The organism is Streptomyces sp. NPDC057249 (assembly GCF_042669245.1).
Classification (GTDB): domain Bacteria; phylum Actinomycetota; class Actinomycetes; order Streptomycetales; family Streptomycetaceae; genus Streptomyces.
This window is the reverse complement of the sequence record NZ_JBHUXS010000009.1, coordinates 124,094-140,734: the sequence shown is the minus strand read 5'-3', so window position 1 is coordinate 140,734 and position 16,641 is coordinate 124,094. Positions and strand designations below refer to the sequence as shown.

Sequence of the window (16,641 nt, the reverse complement as noted above, 5' to 3'; positions counted from 1 at the left end):
ATTCCGCCATGAGCCATGCCCCCCAGCCGCTCGGCGCGCCCGCCGTCCGCCGCGAGGGCCGCGCCAAGGTGACCGGCGCCGCGCGCTACGCCGCCGAACGCGGCCTGCCCGGCTGCCTGTACGCCTGGCCGGTGCCCGCCACCGTGCCGTCCGGCCGGGTCACGGCCGTCCGCACCGTCGACGCCCTCGCCCACCCCGGCGTCCACTCCGTCCTCACCCACGACAACGCGCCGCGCCTGGCCGAGCCGGACGACCCCATCCTCGCCGTCCTCCAGGACGACCGGGTGCCCCACCGGGGCTGGCCCGTCGCGCTCGTCGTCGCCGACAGCCTCGCGAGCGCCCGGGCCGGAGCCGACGCCCTCCACATCACGTACGAGACCACCCCGCACGACGTCCTGCTCACCGAGGACCACCCCGGCCTCTACACCCCGGAACAGGCCAACGGCGGCTACCCCGCGGTCCGGGAACGCGGCGACTTCGACCGGGCCTTCGAGGCGTCACCCGTACGCGTCGACGTCACGTACACCCTGGAGCCACTGCACAACCACCCCATGGAGCCGCACGCCTCGACCGCCCACTGGTCGCCCGCGGGGCACCTGACCGTGTACGACTCCAGCCAGGGCGCCACCAAGGTGCGCGACAGCCTCGCCGCCGCCTTCGGGATCGCGACCGACCGGGTCACCGCCGTGTCCGAGCACGTCGGCGGCGGCTTCGGCTCCAAGGGCACCCCGCGCCCGCAGGCGGTGCTCGCCGCCATGGCCGCCCTGCACACCGGCCACCCCGTGGAACTCGCGCTGCCCAGGCGGCAGATGCCCGCGCTCGTCGGACACCGCGCGCCCACCGTGCAGCGCGTCAGGCTCGGCGCCGACGCCGGCGGCACGCTCACCTCGGTCGCCCAGGAGATCATCACCCACACCTCCGAGGTCAAGGAGTTCGTGGAGCAGGCCGCCGTACCCGCCCGCGTCATGTACGGCTCACCGCACAGCCGCACCACCCACCGCGTCACCGCCCTGAACGTGCCCAGCCCGTCCTGGATGCGCGCCCCGGGCGAGTGCCCCGGCATGTACGCCCTCGAATCCGCCATGGACGAACTCGCGGCGGAACTCGGCGTCGACCCCGTCGAGCTGCGGCTGCGCAACGACCCGGCCGACGAACCCGACTCCGGCAAGCCCTTCAGCAGCCGCGGCCTGGCCGCCTGCCTGCGCGAGGGCGCCGAACGCTTCGGCTGGTCCCGGCGCGACCCGGCCCCCGGCACCCGCCGCGAGGGCGCCCTGCTGCTCGGCACGGGCGTCGCCTCGGCGACGTACCCCGTCTACGCGAGCGCCAGCCACGCCTCGGCGCACGCCGCCCCCGACGGCACCTACCGCATCGCCGTCAACGCCACGGACATCGGCACCGGCGCCCGCACCGTCCTCGCGCAGATCGCCGCCGAGGCGCTGGGCGCACCGCTGGACGACGTGGCCATCGACATCGGCGACAGCGACCTGCCCGACGCCCCGCTGGCCGGCGGCTCGTCCGGCACCGCCTCCTGGGGCTGGGCCGTGCACAAGGCCGCCGCCACGCTCGCCGAACGGCTCGCCGCACGCGGCGGGCCGCTGCCCGCCGAAGGGGTGACCGTCACCGCCGACACCACCGAGGAGACCGCCGAGAAGTCCCCGTACGCGCGCCACGCCTTCGGCGCGCACTTCGCCGAGGTCGCCGTCGACACCCGTACCGGAGAGGTCCGGGTTCGCCGCATGCTCGGCGTCTTCGCGGCCGGCCGCATCCTCAACTCCCGTACCGCCCGCTCCCAGTTCGTCGGCGGCATGATCATGGGCATCGGGATGGCCCTGACCGAGGGCTCCACCCTGGACCCGGTGTTCGGCGACTTCACCGAGTGCGACCTCGCCTCGTACCACGTCCCCGTCTGCGCCGACGTGGCCGCCGTCGACGCGCACTGGATCGAGGAGGACGACCCGCACCTCAATCCCATGGGCAGCAAGGGCATCGGCGAGATCGGCATCGTCGGCGCCGCCGCGGCCGTCGGGAACGCCTTCCGGCACGCCACCGGAGCCCGCGTGCGCACTCTGCCCCTCACACCCGACCGGGTGCTCACCCACCTGGCCTGATCTCCGGCCGCGCATCCCCCGCCCGCGCGAAAGCGCCGGTCACCCGGGGTGCGCGGCCCGATATGTTGCGCGACCGGCCCAGCCGGGTCACCCTGTGGAGTGACCCAGAAGAGACATCTGCTCACTCTTCGTATTCGGGGGTCGTTGGTTCAACGAGGCGAAGTCGTGGGCCTCGATGTGAGGAGCCTCGACGATGACCGTTCCACTCGACCGGCACTATCTGGTCGAACTCCAGGTTTCCGCAGACCGTGTGGACCAGCTGCGACGCATAGTCGCGGCCCACCTGCGCCACTGGAGTCTCGAACTCCACGTACGGCCCGTGTGCCGTGCCGTGGAGGAGCTGCTGACCAATGTCCACCGGCACGTCGGTGACGACAACCGCTGCGTCGTCGAACTCCGCTGGTCCGGACGGCACCTCACGGTCTCCGTCGCCGACAACGGCTCCGAGATGCCGCGGCTGCTCCACGAGGGCGGCGGCCTGAGCCGGGTCATGGCCCTCAGCGACAGCTGGGGCACCTGCCGGACCGCCGAGGGCAAGGTCGTCTGGTTCACCCGGTACGCCCAGGAGCCGCAGCACATCGAGCTGGTGCCGCTGCCGCCGCTCCCCGGCGTCCGCGAGTTCCGCCGCCCGCCGGCCGTGGTCGCGGAGATCCCCGAGCCGGTTCCGGCCGCCGCCGACGAGACCGTCCCGGTCGCGGCCGGCATCGACGAGGCCGTCCCCGACGCCGCCCCGGCGCTCGTCTGAGACGCACGGCCCCGCCCCCGCACCGCGCGCCCCCGGCCGGCGCGGATCGCATGTCCCGAGCATGCATGATCCGCGCCGGCCGGGTATGCGGTGGCGGGGGCGGTGCCGTGTCACGGCCCGCGTTGCGGGCGGGCCCGCCGCGCGGCACGGTCGAAGTACCGAGGCAAGGAGGCCACAGTCATGCCCATCGCGACGGTCAACCCCGCGAACGGCGAGACGCTCAGGACGTTCGACGCGCTGGCGGACGACGAGATCGAGAGGCGGATCGCCGCGGCCGACGCCGCCTTCCGCGACTACCGCACCACCACATTCACCGAGCGGGCCCGGCTGCTCAACCGGGCCGCCGACCTCCTGGACGAGGACCGGCAGGACATCGCGCGCACCATGACCCTGGAGATGGGCAAGCCCGTCACGGCGGCCCGCGCCGAGGCCGCCAAGTGCGCGAAGGCGATGCGCTGGTACGCCGCGCGCGCCGAGGAACTGCTCGCCGACGAGCACCCCGCCGCCGCCGACGTGGAGGACTCCGGCGCGGTGCGCGCGTACGTCCGCTTCCGGCCGCTCGGCCCGGTCCTCGCCGTGATGCCGTGGAACTTCCCGCTGTGGCAGGTCGTGCGCTTCGCCGCCCCCGCCCTGATGGCCGGCAACACGGGCCTGCTGAAGCACGCGTCCAACGTGCCGCAGACCGCGCTGTACCTCGGCGACCTCTTCCGTCGCGCGGGCTTCCCGGCCGGCTGCTTCCAGACCCTCCTCGTGGGCTCCAAGGCCGTCGAGGGCATCCTGCGCGACCGCCGGGTGGTCGCCGCGACGCTCACCGGCAGCGAACCGGCGGGCCGGTCCGTCGCCGCCGTCGCCGGTGACGAGATCAAGCACACCGTCCTGGAACTCGGCGGCAGCGACCCCTACCTGGTCCTGCCCTCGGCGGACGTCGCCAAGGCCGCCCGCACCGCCGTCACCGCCCGCACCCAGAACAACGGCCAGTCGTGCATCGCCGCCAAGCGGTTCATCGTGCACACCGAGGTGTACGAGGAGTTCGCCGAGCGCTTCACCGTCGGCATGCGGGAGCTGACCGTGGGCGACCCGCTGGACGAGTCCACCGACGTCGGGCCGATCGCCATGGAACAGGGGCGCGCGGACCTGGAGGAACTGGTGGACGACGCGGTGGGCCGGGGCGCCGAGGCGCTGTGCGGCGGCGGACGCCCGGAGGGCCTGGGCGGCGGACTGGAGAACGGCTGGTTCTACGCCCCCACCGTCCTCGCCGGCATCACACCCGAGATGCGCGTCCACCGCGAGGAGACCTTCGGTCCGGTCGCCTCCCTCTACCGCGTGGACAGCCTGGACGAGGCCGTCGAGGTCGCCAACGACACCCCTTTCGGGCTCAGTTCCAACGTCTGGACCCGCGACGCCGCCGAGGCCGACCGCTGCGTCCGGGACCTCCGGGCCGGCGGCGTCTTCTTCAACGGCATGACCGCCTCCCACCCGGCGCTGCCCTTCGGCGGGGTGAAGCGCTCGGGCTACGGGCGCGAGCTCGCCGGGCACGGCATCCGCGAGTTCTGCAACGCCACCACCGTCTGGTACGGCTCCGAGCCCCGGTGACCGTACGCGCGACGCCCCGAACCAGCCCCGCTGAGAGGTCACCATGAGCGACGCCCCACCGCCGCCCGGCCCGTCCGACCGGGAACTCGACGCGCTGGACGCGCACTGGCGGGCCGCCAACTACCTGGCCGTCGGGCAGATCTACCTGATGGACAACCCCCTGCTGACCCGGCCACTCGCCCCCGAGCACATCAAACCCCGGCTGCTCGGCCACTGGGGCACCTCACCCGGGCTCAACCTCGTGTACACCCACCTCAACCGCCTCGTCAGCGCGCGCGGCACACCGGCCCTGTGCGTCTGGGGTCCCGGCCACGGCGGGCCCGCCGTCCTCGCCGGCTCCTGGCTGGAAGGCAGTTACTCGGAGGCGTACCCGGACGTCACCAGAGACGCGGAGGGCATGGGGCGGCTCTTCAAGCAGTTCTCGTTCCCCGGCGGCGTCCCCAGCCACGTCGCCCCCGAGACCCCCGGCTCCATCCACGAGGGCGGCGAACTCGGCTACTCCCTCGCCCACGCCTACGGGGCCGCCCTCGACCACCCCGAGCTGCTGGTCACCTGCGTCATCGGCGACGGCGAGGCGGAGACCGGACCGCTCGCCGGGTCCTGGCACGCCAACAAGTTCCTCGACCCGGTCCACGACGGGGCCGTCCTGCCGGTCCTCCACCTCAACGGCTACAAGATCGCCAACCCGACGGTCCTCGCCCGCCTCCCGCAGACCGAGCTCGACGCCCTGCTGCGCGGCTACGGTCACGACCCGATCTACGTGGAGGGCGACGAGCCCCGCGCCGTGCACCGGGCGATGGCCCTCGCCATGGACCGCGCCGCCGACCGCATCGCGGAGATCCAGGCCGCCGCCCGCGCCGGCGGCGACACCGACCGCCCGCGCTGGCCGATGATCGTGCTGCGCACCCCGAAGGGCTGGACCGGGCCCGCCGAGGTCGACGGGCTGCCCGTCGAAGGCACCTGGCGCGCCCACCAGGTCCCGCTGCCCGGCGTCCGCGACAACCCGGACCACCTGCGACAGCTGGAGGCGTGGCTGCGGTCCTACCGGCCGGACGAGCTCTTCGACGCCGAGGGCCGCCCGACGGAACAGGTCCTCGCCTGCGTCCCCGAGGGCGCCGCCCGCCTCGGCGCCACCCCGTACGCCAACGGCGGCCTCCTCCTGCGCGACCTGCCCGTCCCGGACCTCGACGGGTACGCCGTCCCGGTGGACCGGCCCGGGACCACGCTGCGGGAGCCCACCCGCGTACTGGGCGGTCTCCTCGAAGCGGTCATGGCGGCGACGGCGGACCGCAGGGACTTCCGGCTGGTGGGGCCCGACGAGACGGCCTCCAACCGGCTCGACGCCGTCTACCGGGCCAGCGGCAAGGCATGGCAGGCCCGTACGCTCCCGACCGACGAGCACCTCGCCCGGGACGGCCGGGTCATGGAGGTTCTGTCGGAGCATCTGTGCCAGGGCTGGCTGGAGGGCTATCTGCTGACCGGCCGGCACGGGCTCTTCTCCTGCTACGAGGCGTTCGCGCACATCGTGGACTCGATGGTCAACCAGCACATCAAGTGGCTGCGCACCTCGCGCCGGCTCGCCTGGCGCCGCCCCGTCGCCTCGCTGAACTACCTGCTCACCTCGCACGTCTGGCGCCAGGACCACAACGGCTTCTCGCACCAGGACCCGGGGTTCGTGGACCACATCCTCAACAAGAGCCCCGAAGTCGTACGCGTCTACCTGCCGCCCGACGCCAACACCCTGCTCTCCGTCGCCGACCACGCCCTGCGCAGCCGGGACTACGTCAACGTCATCGTGGCCGGCAAGCAGCCGAGCTTCGACTGGCTCACCCTCGACCAGGCCCGGGTGCACTGCGCGCGCGGCGCCGGCCTCTGGGAGTGGGCGGGCACGGACGACGGCAGCCGCGAGCCCGACGTCGTCCTCGCCTGCGCCGGTGACGTTCCCACGCTGGAGACCCTGGCCGCCGCCCAGCTGCTGCGGCGCCATCTGCCGGAGCTGGCGGTGCGGGTGGTCAACGTGGTCGACATGGCCCGGCTCATGCCGCACTCCGAGCACCCGCACGGCATGCCGGACTCCGAGTACGACGCGCTGTTCACCCGGGGCAAGCCGGTCATCTTCGCCTACCACGGCTACCCGTGGCTGATCCACCGGCTGGCCTACCGCCGCGCCGGGCACGGCGACCTGCATGTGCGGGGCTACAAGGAGGAGGGCACCACCACCACGCCCTTCGACATGGTGGTCCGCAACGACCTCGACCGCTACCGGCTGGTCATGGACGTCATCGACCGGGTCCCCGGCCTGGGCGTGCGCGCCGTGGCGGTGCGTCAGGAGATGGCGGACACCCGCACCCGCCACCACGCCTGGATTCGCGAACACGGCACCGACCTGCCCGAGGTGGCGAACTGGTCCTGGGAGGGCTGAGCCCGGGTACGCGGCGAGGGCCCGGAGGTTCCGTCCGGGCCCTCGCCGTGCGACCGGCCGGCTCAGAAGCGCAGTTCGGCCGCGATCCGGCCGTGCCCCTTGAGCGCGTCGTCCGCGACGAAGAACACCTCCGCGCCGCTGTCCAGCGCCGCCTCCACCAGCTCGTCCACGATGTCCTCGCGGACGCTCGCGTCGGACGGGTCCACCACGTCGTCGGTCACCGGCTTCAGGTGTTCCCGGTCGACCCGTACCGTCTGCTGGAAGTGCTCCTCCACCGCCACCAGGCCGGCGCGGCCCTCGCGCACCGCGGCCCACACCTCGTCGAGACCGCCGGCGAACGCCTTGCGACCGCGCGCCGCGTCCAGCCGCCCGTCGATCTCCTTCGCGAAGTGCGCGCGCCGGGCGTCCAGGGCCGGGCGCAGCTCGGTGAGCAGGTCGCGGGGCGCGTTGTCGGCCGGCGCGCCCTTGGTGACCCGGCCGACCGCGTCCTTCGCGCACTCGCTGACCTCGTCGAACAGGGCGAGCGCCGGGGCGATGCCGACCAGATACAGCGGACGGGGGTCGGTGGCCAGGACGGCACGCAGCTTCTCGTCCACCGTGCGCAGGAAGTTCCGGGTGTCCTCGCTGGCGAAGTTGGACGGCGTGTCACCGGTCCGCTCCATGCGCTGCGGGTTGAACTCCTCGCGCGGGGCGGTCAGCGGGAAGCCGCCGGCGTGGGCCTCCTGGGCGGACTCGGTGGTGCCGCTGAAGAGGGCGGCGTGGTCGGCGGCCACGGTGAGCGCCCAGAAGGGGCGCGCCTGCGCCTTCGCGGCGACCAGGTTGCGGGTGAGGTAGCTGTCGCTCAGCACCACCCGTTCGGGTGCGGTACGCGGCAGCCGCCAGATCTGGTACTCGTCGGCCGTGGCGAGGAGCACGAGCGCGTCCAGGGCCCGGCGCTGGTCGAGTTCGCCCGCCGCGCGGTCGAGCTGCTGCTTGATGGCGGCGCACGCCTCGCGGCCGACCTCCGGATCGGCCTCCAGCCGGTTGTGGGCCTCGGACAGCAGGTTGCGCAGCCGGACGGCGTCCTGGGCGTTGTCCGGGGCGCGCCGGTGGGTCGGCATGGTCAGGGACAGGGCCGGATAGGGCCTGGTACGGCGCAGCTCCTGCAGCAGGCCGGCGGTCAGGGCGTCCGTGTCCATCAGTTCCCTCCCGGGGAATTGCGCACTGCGTGCGGAGCGGGTGAATCAACGAGTCAATTCATACCTTTTGATCCTAATATGGGCGAGTTGGTCATCCCGGGTGCGGGAAGAGCTGCTTTCCCCTGCCCGCTCAGTGGACGGAGCGTTTGTGAACCGGACCGGCCCCGCGCGGCGCCCCTTCCGAGGCCGTGTCATCCGCGGCCTGACCCCTGCCGCACTCGTCGCGGTACTCGTCGCCGGAGCAGCCGCCTGCGGCGACTCCGACACCTCGTCGGCGGGTACGGCCAGAAGCACCCGCACGATCTCCGCCGAACCCACGGCGAGCCCGAGCCCGACCCGGAGCGGGCGCACCCAGGACGAGTTCGCCGCCTCCGTCTCCGCCGACGTCGAGCGCAACCGGCAGAAGGCCGTGGCGACGCTCAAGCGCGTCGACGGCAAGGGCAACGCGATGGACGACGTCTCCGTCAGCAGCATCGCGGTCGCGTCCGGGGAGCAGTTCCGCAGCGCCCTGGTGCGGGTGACGAACAGGAGCGGCGAGGAGGCGTTCTTCGCCGTGCGCGTCGAGTTCGTCGACGTGTCGGGCAAGGTGCTGGACTCCGTGGTGCTCGGCTTCCCGGACGCGCCGACCGACAGGACGGTCAGTCAGCACGCCAACAGCCGCAAGGCCGCCGGTGTCAAGTCGGTCCCCCGGATCGCCCAGGCGGAGCGGAGCTGACGGCCGGCGGCCGGGATCAGAGGTGCCGGGCCGTCACCAGATGGCCTCCACCCACTCCGGGTGGTCCACGAACGGGTTCCGGTTGTGCTGGTAGTCCTCGTATATGACGTCGTTGCGCCGCTTCTCGAAGGTGTCCGGCGGGTCCTGCTCGCTCCAGGCCTTCAGTACCGAGAGCCGGCCCATGTACGGTGCGGAACCGTTGGACACGCTGTCGTTGGGCTCCAGGTCCGCGAACGCGTCGTCGCCCTCGTAGCGCACCGCCATGTAGAGGATCATCCGGGCCACGTCGCCCTTGACGGCGTCGCGCGGCTCGAAGGAGTCGCTGTCGGTGTAGTTGCCCGGCGCGTCGCTCAGTTGCGTACCGCCGTTGTCGAAGTCCTTGTTGCCGCGCGTGGAGTTGACCTGGACGTCGGACGGGCGCAGGTGGTGGATGTCGGTCCCGGGGCCGGTGGCCGTGCCGAAGTCGCCGTGTGACTTGGCCCAGACGTGCTCGCGGTTCCACTGGCCGGGGTTGCCGCCGTTGTCGCTCTTCGGCTCGGAGCGCCCGGTGTACAGCTCGATGACGTTCGAGGGATTGGCCGGGTCCTCGTCGGTGTCCTTCAGGGCGTCCCAGACCTGGCTGTAGGTGAGCTTGCTCTGGTCGCTGATGATCGTGTGCAGGGCGCTCTTCAGCGCGGCGCCGGTCTTGCCGGTCGCGTCCTCGTAGTACGTGTCGTCCAGCGCGCCGGGCGCGGAGGCGGCGGTGGGCGGTGGCGTCGGGGCGGGTGCGGCGGCGGCCGTGCCGGTGAACACCGCGAGCGCGGCGAGCGCGGCGGGCAGTGCGTGGCGCACGGGAAGGTGACGACGGGACATGTGGGGTGTCCTCTCCGGGAATACGCGCACCGCGGCGCCGTCACGGGGTGGGGGACGGCTCCGCGGTGGTCGTGTCCGCTCTGTGTACGCGGGAGCGTCCCATGCGGACCGTCACGATGTGTGAACCCCTCGTAGCTATCATGTGCAGGTCAAGTGAGGGCCCGGAACCCGTTCCGGGACCGAGCCCCGGTCTCGGATGCGGGAGCACCGGCGGCGGGCGAGAATGACGGGAAGGACAAGGAGGCGGCATGAGCGACGAGTCCGATTCCGTATCCCGTACCCGGGGCCTGACTCCGGACGACCTCTTGCACACCGGCGCCACCGACGACCCGTCCGCCGAGGACCTGGTCCTCGCGTCCGGGCGGGACCTGACCCCCGAGAACCTCGCGTGGGCGGAGCGCACCCTGGCCAGGGAGGGCCGGGCGGCCATCGACAAGCGACTGCCGTAGACAGCGGTACGGCGCGGCGGTCACGGCCGTCGCGCCTGCGGCAGGTACGGGCGCCGGGCGCCGCTCGGTTAGCCTGAACGCACAATGAACCGTTTGACGACGTCAGAGGCGGGTTACGACCTCGCCCGCTTCCCCGAGGACCCCCGCGACCCGTTCCGTGCCTGGGACGCGGCCGACGCCTATCTGCTCCAGCACCTGGCGGAGGCGGTCGACGTCTCGGGGAACGTCGTCGTCATCGGGGACCGCTGGGGCGCGCTGAGCACGGTCCTGGCCGCACACCGCCCCGTACAGATCAGCGACTCCTACCTCGGGCAGCGGGCGACCGCCGCGAACCTGGAGCGCAACGGGCTGCCCGCCGACGCGGTGCGCCTGCTGTCCCCGCGCGACACCCCGCCGGACCGCGTGGACGTGCTCCTCGTGCGCGTCCCGAAGAGCCTCGCGTTCCTGGAGGACCAGCTCCACCGCATCGCGCCCGCCGTGCACGCCGGCACCGTCGTCGCCGGCACCGGCATGGTCAAGGAGATCCACACCTCCACGCTCAACCTGTTCGAACGCCTCATCGGTCCGACCCGCACCTCCCTCGCGGTCCGCAAGGCCCGGCTCATCCACTGCGCCCCGGACCCCGCCCTGCCCCGCACCCCCAGCCCCTGGCCGCTGCGCTACGAGCTGCCGCCGGACGCCGGGGCCGCCGCCGGGCGCACCGTCACCAACCACGCCGGGATCTTCTGCGCCGACCGGCTCGACATCGGCACCCGCTTCTTCCTCAAGCACCTCCCGGACCGCACGGGCCCCGACCGCGTCGTGGACCTCGGCTGCGGCAACGGCGTCGTCGGCCTCGCCGCCGCCCTCGCCAACCCCGACGCCACGCTCACCTTCGTCGACGAGTCCCACCAGGCCGTGGCATCGGCCGAGGCGACCTTCCGCGAGAACACCGGGCCGGACGCCCGGGCACGCTTCGTCGTCGGGGACGCCCTGGCCGGCGCCGAACCGGGCAGCGCGGACCTCGTCCTCAACAACCCGCCGTTCCACTCCCACCAGGCCACCACCGACGCGACCGCCCGCAGCATGTTCCGCGGAGCCCGGCGGGCGCTGCGCCCGGGCGGCGAGCTCTGGGTGGTCGCCAACCGCCACCTGGGCCACCACGCCACCCTGCGCCGCGTCTTCGGCAACTGCGAAACGGTGGCGGGCGACCCGAAGTTCGTGGTGCTGCGCGCCGTCAGGCGCTGAGCGCCGCCCACCCGGGCAGCGGTTCGCGGGCCGCGTGCCAGGCCGGGGGAAGGGCGGCGACGCCGGTACGGGCGGCGATCACGCCCCCCGCGACGGCGCACGTGGTGTCGATGTCACCGCGTCCCGCGACCGTGCACCACAGCCCCTCCGCCAGGTCGTCCAGGTGGCCCGCCGCACACCACAGCGCGAACGGGACGGTGTCGGGCCCGGACATCCGGTAGCCGGAACCCAGGACCTCGGCCGCGTGACGGACCGAGGTGTGGTCGGGCATCCGGGCCGCGATGCGGATGCCCGAGCGCACATCGCTGTCGGACAGGTGCGCGGCGACCTCCCGGAGGAACGCGCCGCGCCCGGGCGCCGGGGCGCCCCGGCCGCGCACGGCCAGCGCCGCGGCGACGGCGACCGCCGCCGCCCCGGCGGCCGCCTCCGGGTGGTGGTGCGAGACGGCGCTCTGGCGGGCGGCCTGCTGTCCGATGACCGACGTACCCGCCCCCGCACTCGACTGCCGCCCCGGTTATTCCGCCGCGCCGCGCCGCGCGGCGGCCGCCGCCACGGCCGCGCCGCCGGAGAGCAGTGCGCAGAGCAGCCAGACCGCTACGTACCCGGACTCGCCCGCCGCGTCCTGCGTCTCGGAGACGGTGCTCCCCACTTCGGACGCCGGGGTCGCCAGGATGACGGCGATGACCGCCCCGGCGACCGCACCGCCGAGGGTCTTGACGTTGTTGTACAGGGCCGTGGTGATCCCCGTCCGGGAGGGGGCGCCGGCCTCCGCGATCACCGTGGGCAGCGCGCCGAGCGCCACGCCGATCCCGGCACCGGCGAGCACCTTGGCCGCCACCAGCTGCCAGATCGCCGTGTGGAACGCGGCGGTGGACAGGAAGCTCACGCCGATCAGGGCGAACGAGGCGATCAGCGCGGGGCGGTAGCCGACGCGCCCCGCGACCCGGGCGGTCAGCGAGGAGCCGACGACCGCGGCGACCCCGGCGGGCAGGGCGATCAGCGAGATGGCGAGGGCGGAGAGCCCGAAGCCGTAACCGGTGCGGTCCGGGTCCGCCGCCAGGAACGTGGAGTCGGGGGCCAGGCTGCCGAAGTAGACGACGCCGAAGGCCGCCGCGCACAGGAAGTACGGGGCGACACTGCGGTCGGCCAGCGCCCGCAGGTCCACCAGCGGATCGGGCACTCGCAGCTCGCGCACCGCCCACACCGCGCCCGCCACCAGGGCGAGCGGCACCGGGACCAGCACCGCGCCGGAGAGCAGGGGGCCGGTCTTCGCCGCCGAGATCCCCGCGAGCAGCAGGAGCACCGCCAGGCTCAGCAGGCCCACGCCCGGCCAGTCGAGCCGGGCGCCCGGCGTCCGGGCGGACTCCGGGATCGCGAGGAACGACACCGGGACGCAGAGCAGGGCCAGCACGGCCGGGACGAGCAGCGTGAGCCGGACATCGCCGGTCGCCTTGTGCGCCAGGCCCATGACCACCCCGCCGAGCAGAGTGCCGAGGGTGAGCGCGCCGACCAGGCGCGCGATGGCGGCGCGGGCGCGTTCGACGGAGAGCCGGTCGCGTACGAGGGCGATCTCCAGCGGCAGCAGGGCGGCGAGCGGCCCCATCAGCACCCGCCCGGCCAGCAGCACGGGCAGCGAGGGGGCGAGGGCCACGAGCAGCGAGCCGACGGCCACGCACACCAGCGAGACCCGCAGCATGCGGCGGTGCCCGTACACGTCGCCGAGCCGGCCGAACGCGGGCACCGACACCGCGGCGGCGAGCAGCTGGGCGGCCACCACCCAGTTGAGGTCGGCGTCCGCGATGCCCAGCTCCGTGCCGATGTCCGGCAGCAGCGGGGCGATCCCGCCCTGAAGGAACCCGCTGGTCAGCTCGAAGAGGACGAGGAGACCCACGACCGCGCCGACGGACGCGGTGTCGGTCCGGGCGGGCCCGGCCGACTCCGTCGTGCTCATGACGGCTGCTCCGTGCGGGCGCCGGCCTCCCGGGCGCCGGCCTCCTGGAGGCGGCGTGCCGCGAGGCCGGCCAGGAGGGCCGCGGCGTCCGCCACCGCCCGGTCGTCGTAGACCGCCTGCGCGGAGTGGTTCATCGGGGCGGCCGACGGGTCCTGACCGGCCGGGCACGCGCCGAGGCCCACGTACGCGCCCGGGACCTCGTGCAGCACGTACGAGAAGTCCTCGGAGCCGGCCATCGGGCGCGGCGCCTCGAAGACCTGCGCCGCGCCGAGCACGTCGCGCGCGGTGCGCAGCGCGAACGCGGCCTCGGCGGCGTCGTTGACGGTGACCGGGTAGCCCTCGCGGTAGTCGACCGCGGCGGTCAGACCGTGCGCGGCGGCGATCCCCCGCACGGTCCGTTCCAGGGCCGCCCGGACCCGGGCCCGGGTCGCCTCGGAGAACGTCCTGACGGTGGCCGTGAACTCGGCGGCCCCGGGGATGACGTTGCCGGCCGATCCGGCGTGCAGCGAGCCCACCGTGACCACGGCGGGGTCGAAGATGTCGACGGTGCGCGTGACCAGGGTCTGGAGCGCGGTGACCATCTCGCAGACGGCCGGGACCGGGTCCTTGGCCAGGTGCGGCGAGGACCCGTGGCCCCCGGCGCCCAGGACGCGCACGGTGACCTCGTCGGAGGCGGCGAGCATCGGGCCCGGCCGTACGGCGGCGGTCCCGACGGGCAGCACCGCGGAGGTGACGTGCAGCGCGTACGCGGCGACGACCCGGGTCCCGGCCGCGTCGAGCACGCCCTCCTCGATCATCAGCCGGGCACCGCCCATGCCCTCCTCGCCCGGCTGGAACATGAACACCACGTCGCCCGCCAGCTCCTCGCGCCGCGAGGCCAGCAGCCGGACCGCCCCGACCAGCCCCGCGGTGTGCACGTCGTGGCCGCAGGCGTGCATCCGCCCGGGCACCTCGGAGGCGTACGGCACACCGCTGTCCTCCGGTACCGGCAGCGCGTCCATGTCGCCGCGCAGCAGTACGGCGGGCCCGGGCCGGCCGCCGCGCAGCACGGCGGTCACCGAGGTGAGCTGCCGGCCGGTCGTGATCTCCAGGGGGAGTCCGGACAGGGCGTCCAGGACGGCCCGCTGGGTGCGGGGGAGGTCGAGACCGAGTTCGGGCTGCCGGTGCAGGGCATGGCGGAGCCGGACCAGGGAGTCCTCGACGGCGAGGGCGTCAGTGCGTGTGAACATGCCTGGTATGGTGCCGATCCGGCCGTTCGGGGCGGGCTCCGTGCCAGCATCCTCCGGATCACGCAGATCGTTTGCCGGAAACCACCGGACGACCGGTGCCGCGATCACCCGGAGGGCGCCCCCGTGCTGGACGAAGTCGACCTGCTGCTCGTCACCGCGCTCCAGATCGCGCCGCGCGCGGACTGGCGGACCATCGGGGACGTGCTCGACATCGACGCCTCGACGGTCGCCCGGCGCTGGACCCGGCTGACCCGGGCCGGGCACGCCTGGATCGGCGTGCACCCCTCGGTCGCGGCGAGCGGCCCGGACACCTGGACCCTCGTCGCGTTCATCGAGGTCGACTGCGTCCCCGGGCGGCTGCACGAGGTGGCCGGCCACATCGCCGAGGACCCGCACGTGTTCAACCTGGAGCACGTCAGCGGCAGCCGGGACCTCGTGGTCACCGCGGTCTTCACGGACCACGTGCAGCTGGCCCGGTACGTCGGCTTCCGCCTCGGCGCCCTCGACGGCGTCGCGGCCTCCCGCACCCAGGTCGCCACCACCCTGCACACCGAGGGCAGCCGCTGGCGGCTCGACCGCCTCACCGAGGAGCAGCGCCGCAAGCTGGCCCCGCCGGCCCCGAACCGGCAGCCCACCCGCACCGTCCCCCGGCGCGACCTGGAACTGGTCCGCGTCCTCGGCGAGGACCCGCGCCGGCCCGTCGCCCACATCGCCGAACGCACCGGGCTCAGCCCCACGACCGTCCGCCGACGCCTCGACCGGCTCGACGCCGACCGGGCGCTCGCCTACCGGTGCGAGGTGGCGCGGTCGCTCTCCGGCTGGCCGGTCTCGGTCTCGTACTGGGCGGCGGTGCCGCAGAGCCGGGCGCCCCAGCTCGCGAAGAGCATCAGCCAGATCCGCGAGATCCGGCTCTGCGCCTCGCTGACCGGCCCGCACAACCTGCTCCTGGCCGCCTGGCTGCGCTCGGTGGACGACATCGGCGCCTTCGAGTCCCGGCTCACCGCCCGCCACCCGGAGCTGACCGTGGCCGACCGGGCGGTCACGCTCTGGCCGATGAAGCTCGCCGGACACCTCCTCGACCCCCAGGGCCGCCATCTGCGGGCCGTCCCCCTGGCCGGCTGGGAGGGCACCCACTCCGACACCGCGGAGGCGGCCCTCCTGGACCGCCTCCGGACACCTCCGGCCTGACGACCCCGCCGCGGGGTGCCCACCGGGCGCCGCCCCCGCCACACTGGGGAGGGTCCGGCGACGCGGCGCCGGACCACCCCCGAGCGGGAGGGACACGCACATGACGGAAGCCGACCCCGGGCTCTTCGGACCCGCATCGGTCACCTGGCAGCTGCACGGCGACCCGATGATGTGGATCGCCGGGGTGCGGGCCCTGTACCTCCAGGCGCTCCACCCCCTCGCCGTGCGCGGCGTGACGCAGAACTCCGACTTCCGCGAGGACGCCTGGGGCCGGCTGATGCGCACGGCGGGGTTCGTCGGCACCATCACGTACGGAACCACCGAGGCCGCCGAGAAGGCGGGCGCCCGGGTCCGGAAGATCCACGCCCGCCTGAAGGTCACCGACCCGGCGACCGGGCGCACCCACGGCGTGGACGAGCCCGAGCTGCTGCTGTGGGTGCACTGCGCCGAAGCCGACTCCTACCTCCAGGTCCTGCGCCGCTCCGGCTACCCGCTCACCGCCCGGCAGGCCGACCAGTACCTCGCCGAGCACCGGCACAGCGCCCGGCTCGTCGGCCTCGACCCCGACGACGTACCCGCCACCACCGCCGAGATGGCCGACTACTTCGCCCGCGTGCGGCCCCGGCTCGCCCGGACCCCGGAGGCGCTCGACGTCGACGGCTTCCTCCGCCGCCCGCCCGTGCCCCCGCTCCTCGTCCCCGTACGCGCGCTGCTGTGGCGGCGCGTGGCCACCCTCGCCTACCGGTCGCTGCCGACGTTCGCCCATGAGCTGTACGGGAGGACGGCGCCGCCGCCCGCCGCCGTGGACCGCCGGCTGCGCGCCACCGGGGCGCTCCTGCGGGCCGTACCCGCGCGGCTGCGGTGGCGGCTTCCGCCCGGTCACATCATGAACGCGATGGCACGGCTCGGACCCGGCAGCCGCCCCACCCCGTACACACTGAAGAGGCAGGCAGCCATACTGGACTGACCGGGGCGGGCGCGGCG

12 protein-coding genes and 2 pseudogenes are annotated in these 16,641 nt (G+C 74.1%); 9 read left to right on the top strand and 5 right to left on the bottom strand.

What is annotated here, in order from left to right:
- Positions 1 to 8: 8 nt before the first annotated feature.
- From ACFUJY_RS18740 to ACFUJY_RS18725, 4 genes are all read left to right on the top strand, one after another.
- A complete protein-coding gene (locus ACFUJY_RS18740; RefSeq protein ID WP_383300575.1) occupies positions 9 to 2,108 on the top strand; it encodes a xanthine dehydrogenase family protein molybdopterin-binding subunit in 2,100 nt (699 codons plus the stop codon).
- A 193-nt stretch (positions 2,109 to 2,301) separates the two neighbouring features.
- A complete protein-coding gene (locus ACFUJY_RS18735; protein WP_383300573.1) occupies positions 2,302 to 2,853 on the top strand; it encodes an ATP-binding protein in 552 nt (183 codons plus the stop codon).
- Positions 2,854 to 3,033: 180 nt separating this feature from the next.
- Positions 3,034 to 4,446, top strand: coding sequence for an NADP-dependent succinic semialdehyde dehydrogenase (locus tag ACFUJY_RS18730; protein WP_383300570.1), 1,413 nt, complete (start codon positions 3,034 to 3,036; stop codon positions 4,444 to 4,446).
- Positions 4,447 to 4,489: 43 nt separating this feature from the next.
- Positions 4,490 to 6,868 carry a phosphoketolase gene (locus ACFUJY_RS18725; protein ID WP_383300567.1) on the top strand — a complete coding sequence of 793 codons (2,379 nt, stop codon included), beginning with the start codon at positions 4,490 to 4,492 and terminating at the stop codon, positions 6,866 to 6,868.
- A gap of 62 nt (positions 6,869 to 6,930) precedes the next feature.
- Here ACFUJY_RS18725 and ACFUJY_RS18720 read toward each other — a convergent pair whose 3' ends face one another.
- Positions 6,931 to 8,046 (bottom strand): chemotaxis protein, encoded by a 1,116-nt coding sequence (locus ACFUJY_RS18720; protein WP_383300564.1) that lies wholly within the window; start codon positions 8,044 to 8,046, stop codon positions 6,931 to 6,933.
- A gap of 148 nt (positions 8,047 to 8,194) precedes the next feature.
- On the opposite strand from ACFUJY_RS18720, the gene ACFUJY_RS18715 reads away from it, so the two are divergent.
- A complete protein-coding gene (locus ACFUJY_RS18715; protein WP_383300561.1) occupies positions 8,195 to 8,761 on the top strand; it encodes a hypothetical protein in 567 nt (188 codons plus the stop codon).
- Positions 8,762 to 8,794: 33 nt separating this feature from the next.
- Here ACFUJY_RS18715 and ACFUJY_RS18710 read toward each other — a convergent pair whose 3' ends face one another.
- Positions 8,795 to 9,613, bottom strand: coding sequence for an endonuclease I family protein (locus ACFUJY_RS18710; RefSeq protein ID WP_383300559.1), 819 nt, complete (start codon positions 9,611 to 9,613; stop codon positions 8,795 to 8,797).
- Positions 9,614 to 9,861: 248 nt separating this feature from the next.
- Between ACFUJY_RS18710 and ACFUJY_RS18705 the strand changes: the two genes are divergently transcribed.
- Together ACFUJY_RS18705 and ACFUJY_RS18700 are read left to right on the top strand one after the other, a co-directional pair.
- Positions 9,862 to 10,062: a hypothetical protein gene (locus ACFUJY_RS18705; RefSeq protein WP_383300556.1), complete on the top strand. Its 201-nt coding sequence runs from the start codon at positions 9,862 to 9,864 to the stop codon at positions 10,060 to 10,062.
- Positions 10,063 to 10,146: 84 nt separating this feature from the next.
- Complete coding sequence (locus ACFUJY_RS18700; RefSeq protein ID WP_383300554.1) at positions 10,147 to 11,289, top strand: methyltransferase; 1,143 nt, start codon at positions 10,147 to 10,149, stop codon at positions 11,287 to 11,289.
- On the opposite strand, the pseudogene ACFUJY_RS18695 reads toward ACFUJY_RS18700, so the two are convergent.
- From ACFUJY_RS18695 to ACFUJY_RS18685, 3 genes and pseudogenes are all read right to left on the bottom strand, one after another.
- Positions 11,279 to 11,758 (bottom strand): annotated as a pseudogene (locus ACFUJY_RS18695) (ADP-ribosylglycohydrolase family protein); the annotation flags it as partial. The gene ACFUJY_RS18700 and the pseudogene ACFUJY_RS18695 overlap by 11 nt on opposite strands.
- Positions 11,759 to 11,803: 45 nt before the next feature.
- A complete protein-coding gene (locus ACFUJY_RS18690) occupies positions 11,804 to 13,240 on the bottom strand; it encodes an MFS transporter (RefSeq protein ID WP_383300551.1) in 1,437 nt (478 codons plus the stop codon).
- Positions 13,237 to 14,469: a M20 family metallopeptidase gene (locus tag ACFUJY_RS18685; RefSeq protein ID WP_383300549.1), complete on the bottom strand. Its 1,233-nt coding sequence runs from the start codon at positions 14,467 to 14,469 to the stop codon at positions 13,237 to 13,239. Before ACFUJY_RS18685 ends, ACFUJY_RS18690 begins: the two co-directional genes overlap by 4 nt.
- 123 nt (positions 14,470 to 14,592) lie before the next feature.
- Here ACFUJY_RS18685 and ACFUJY_RS18680 point away from each other — a divergent pair, with 123 nt between their 5' ends.
- Together ACFUJY_RS18680 and ACFUJY_RS18675 are read left to right on the top strand one after the other, a co-directional pair.
- Positions 14,593 to 15,657, top strand: a complete 1,065-nt coding sequence (locus tag ACFUJY_RS18680) for an Lrp/AsnC family transcriptional regulator (protein WP_383300546.1) — start codon at positions 14,593 to 14,595, stop codon at positions 15,655 to 15,657.
- A 100-nt stretch (positions 15,658 to 15,757) separates the two neighbouring features.
- Positions 15,758 to 16,621: pseudogene (locus tag ACFUJY_RS18675) on the top strand (oxygenase MpaB family protein); the annotation flags it as partial.
- Positions 16,622 to 16,641 lie beyond the last annotated feature (20 nt).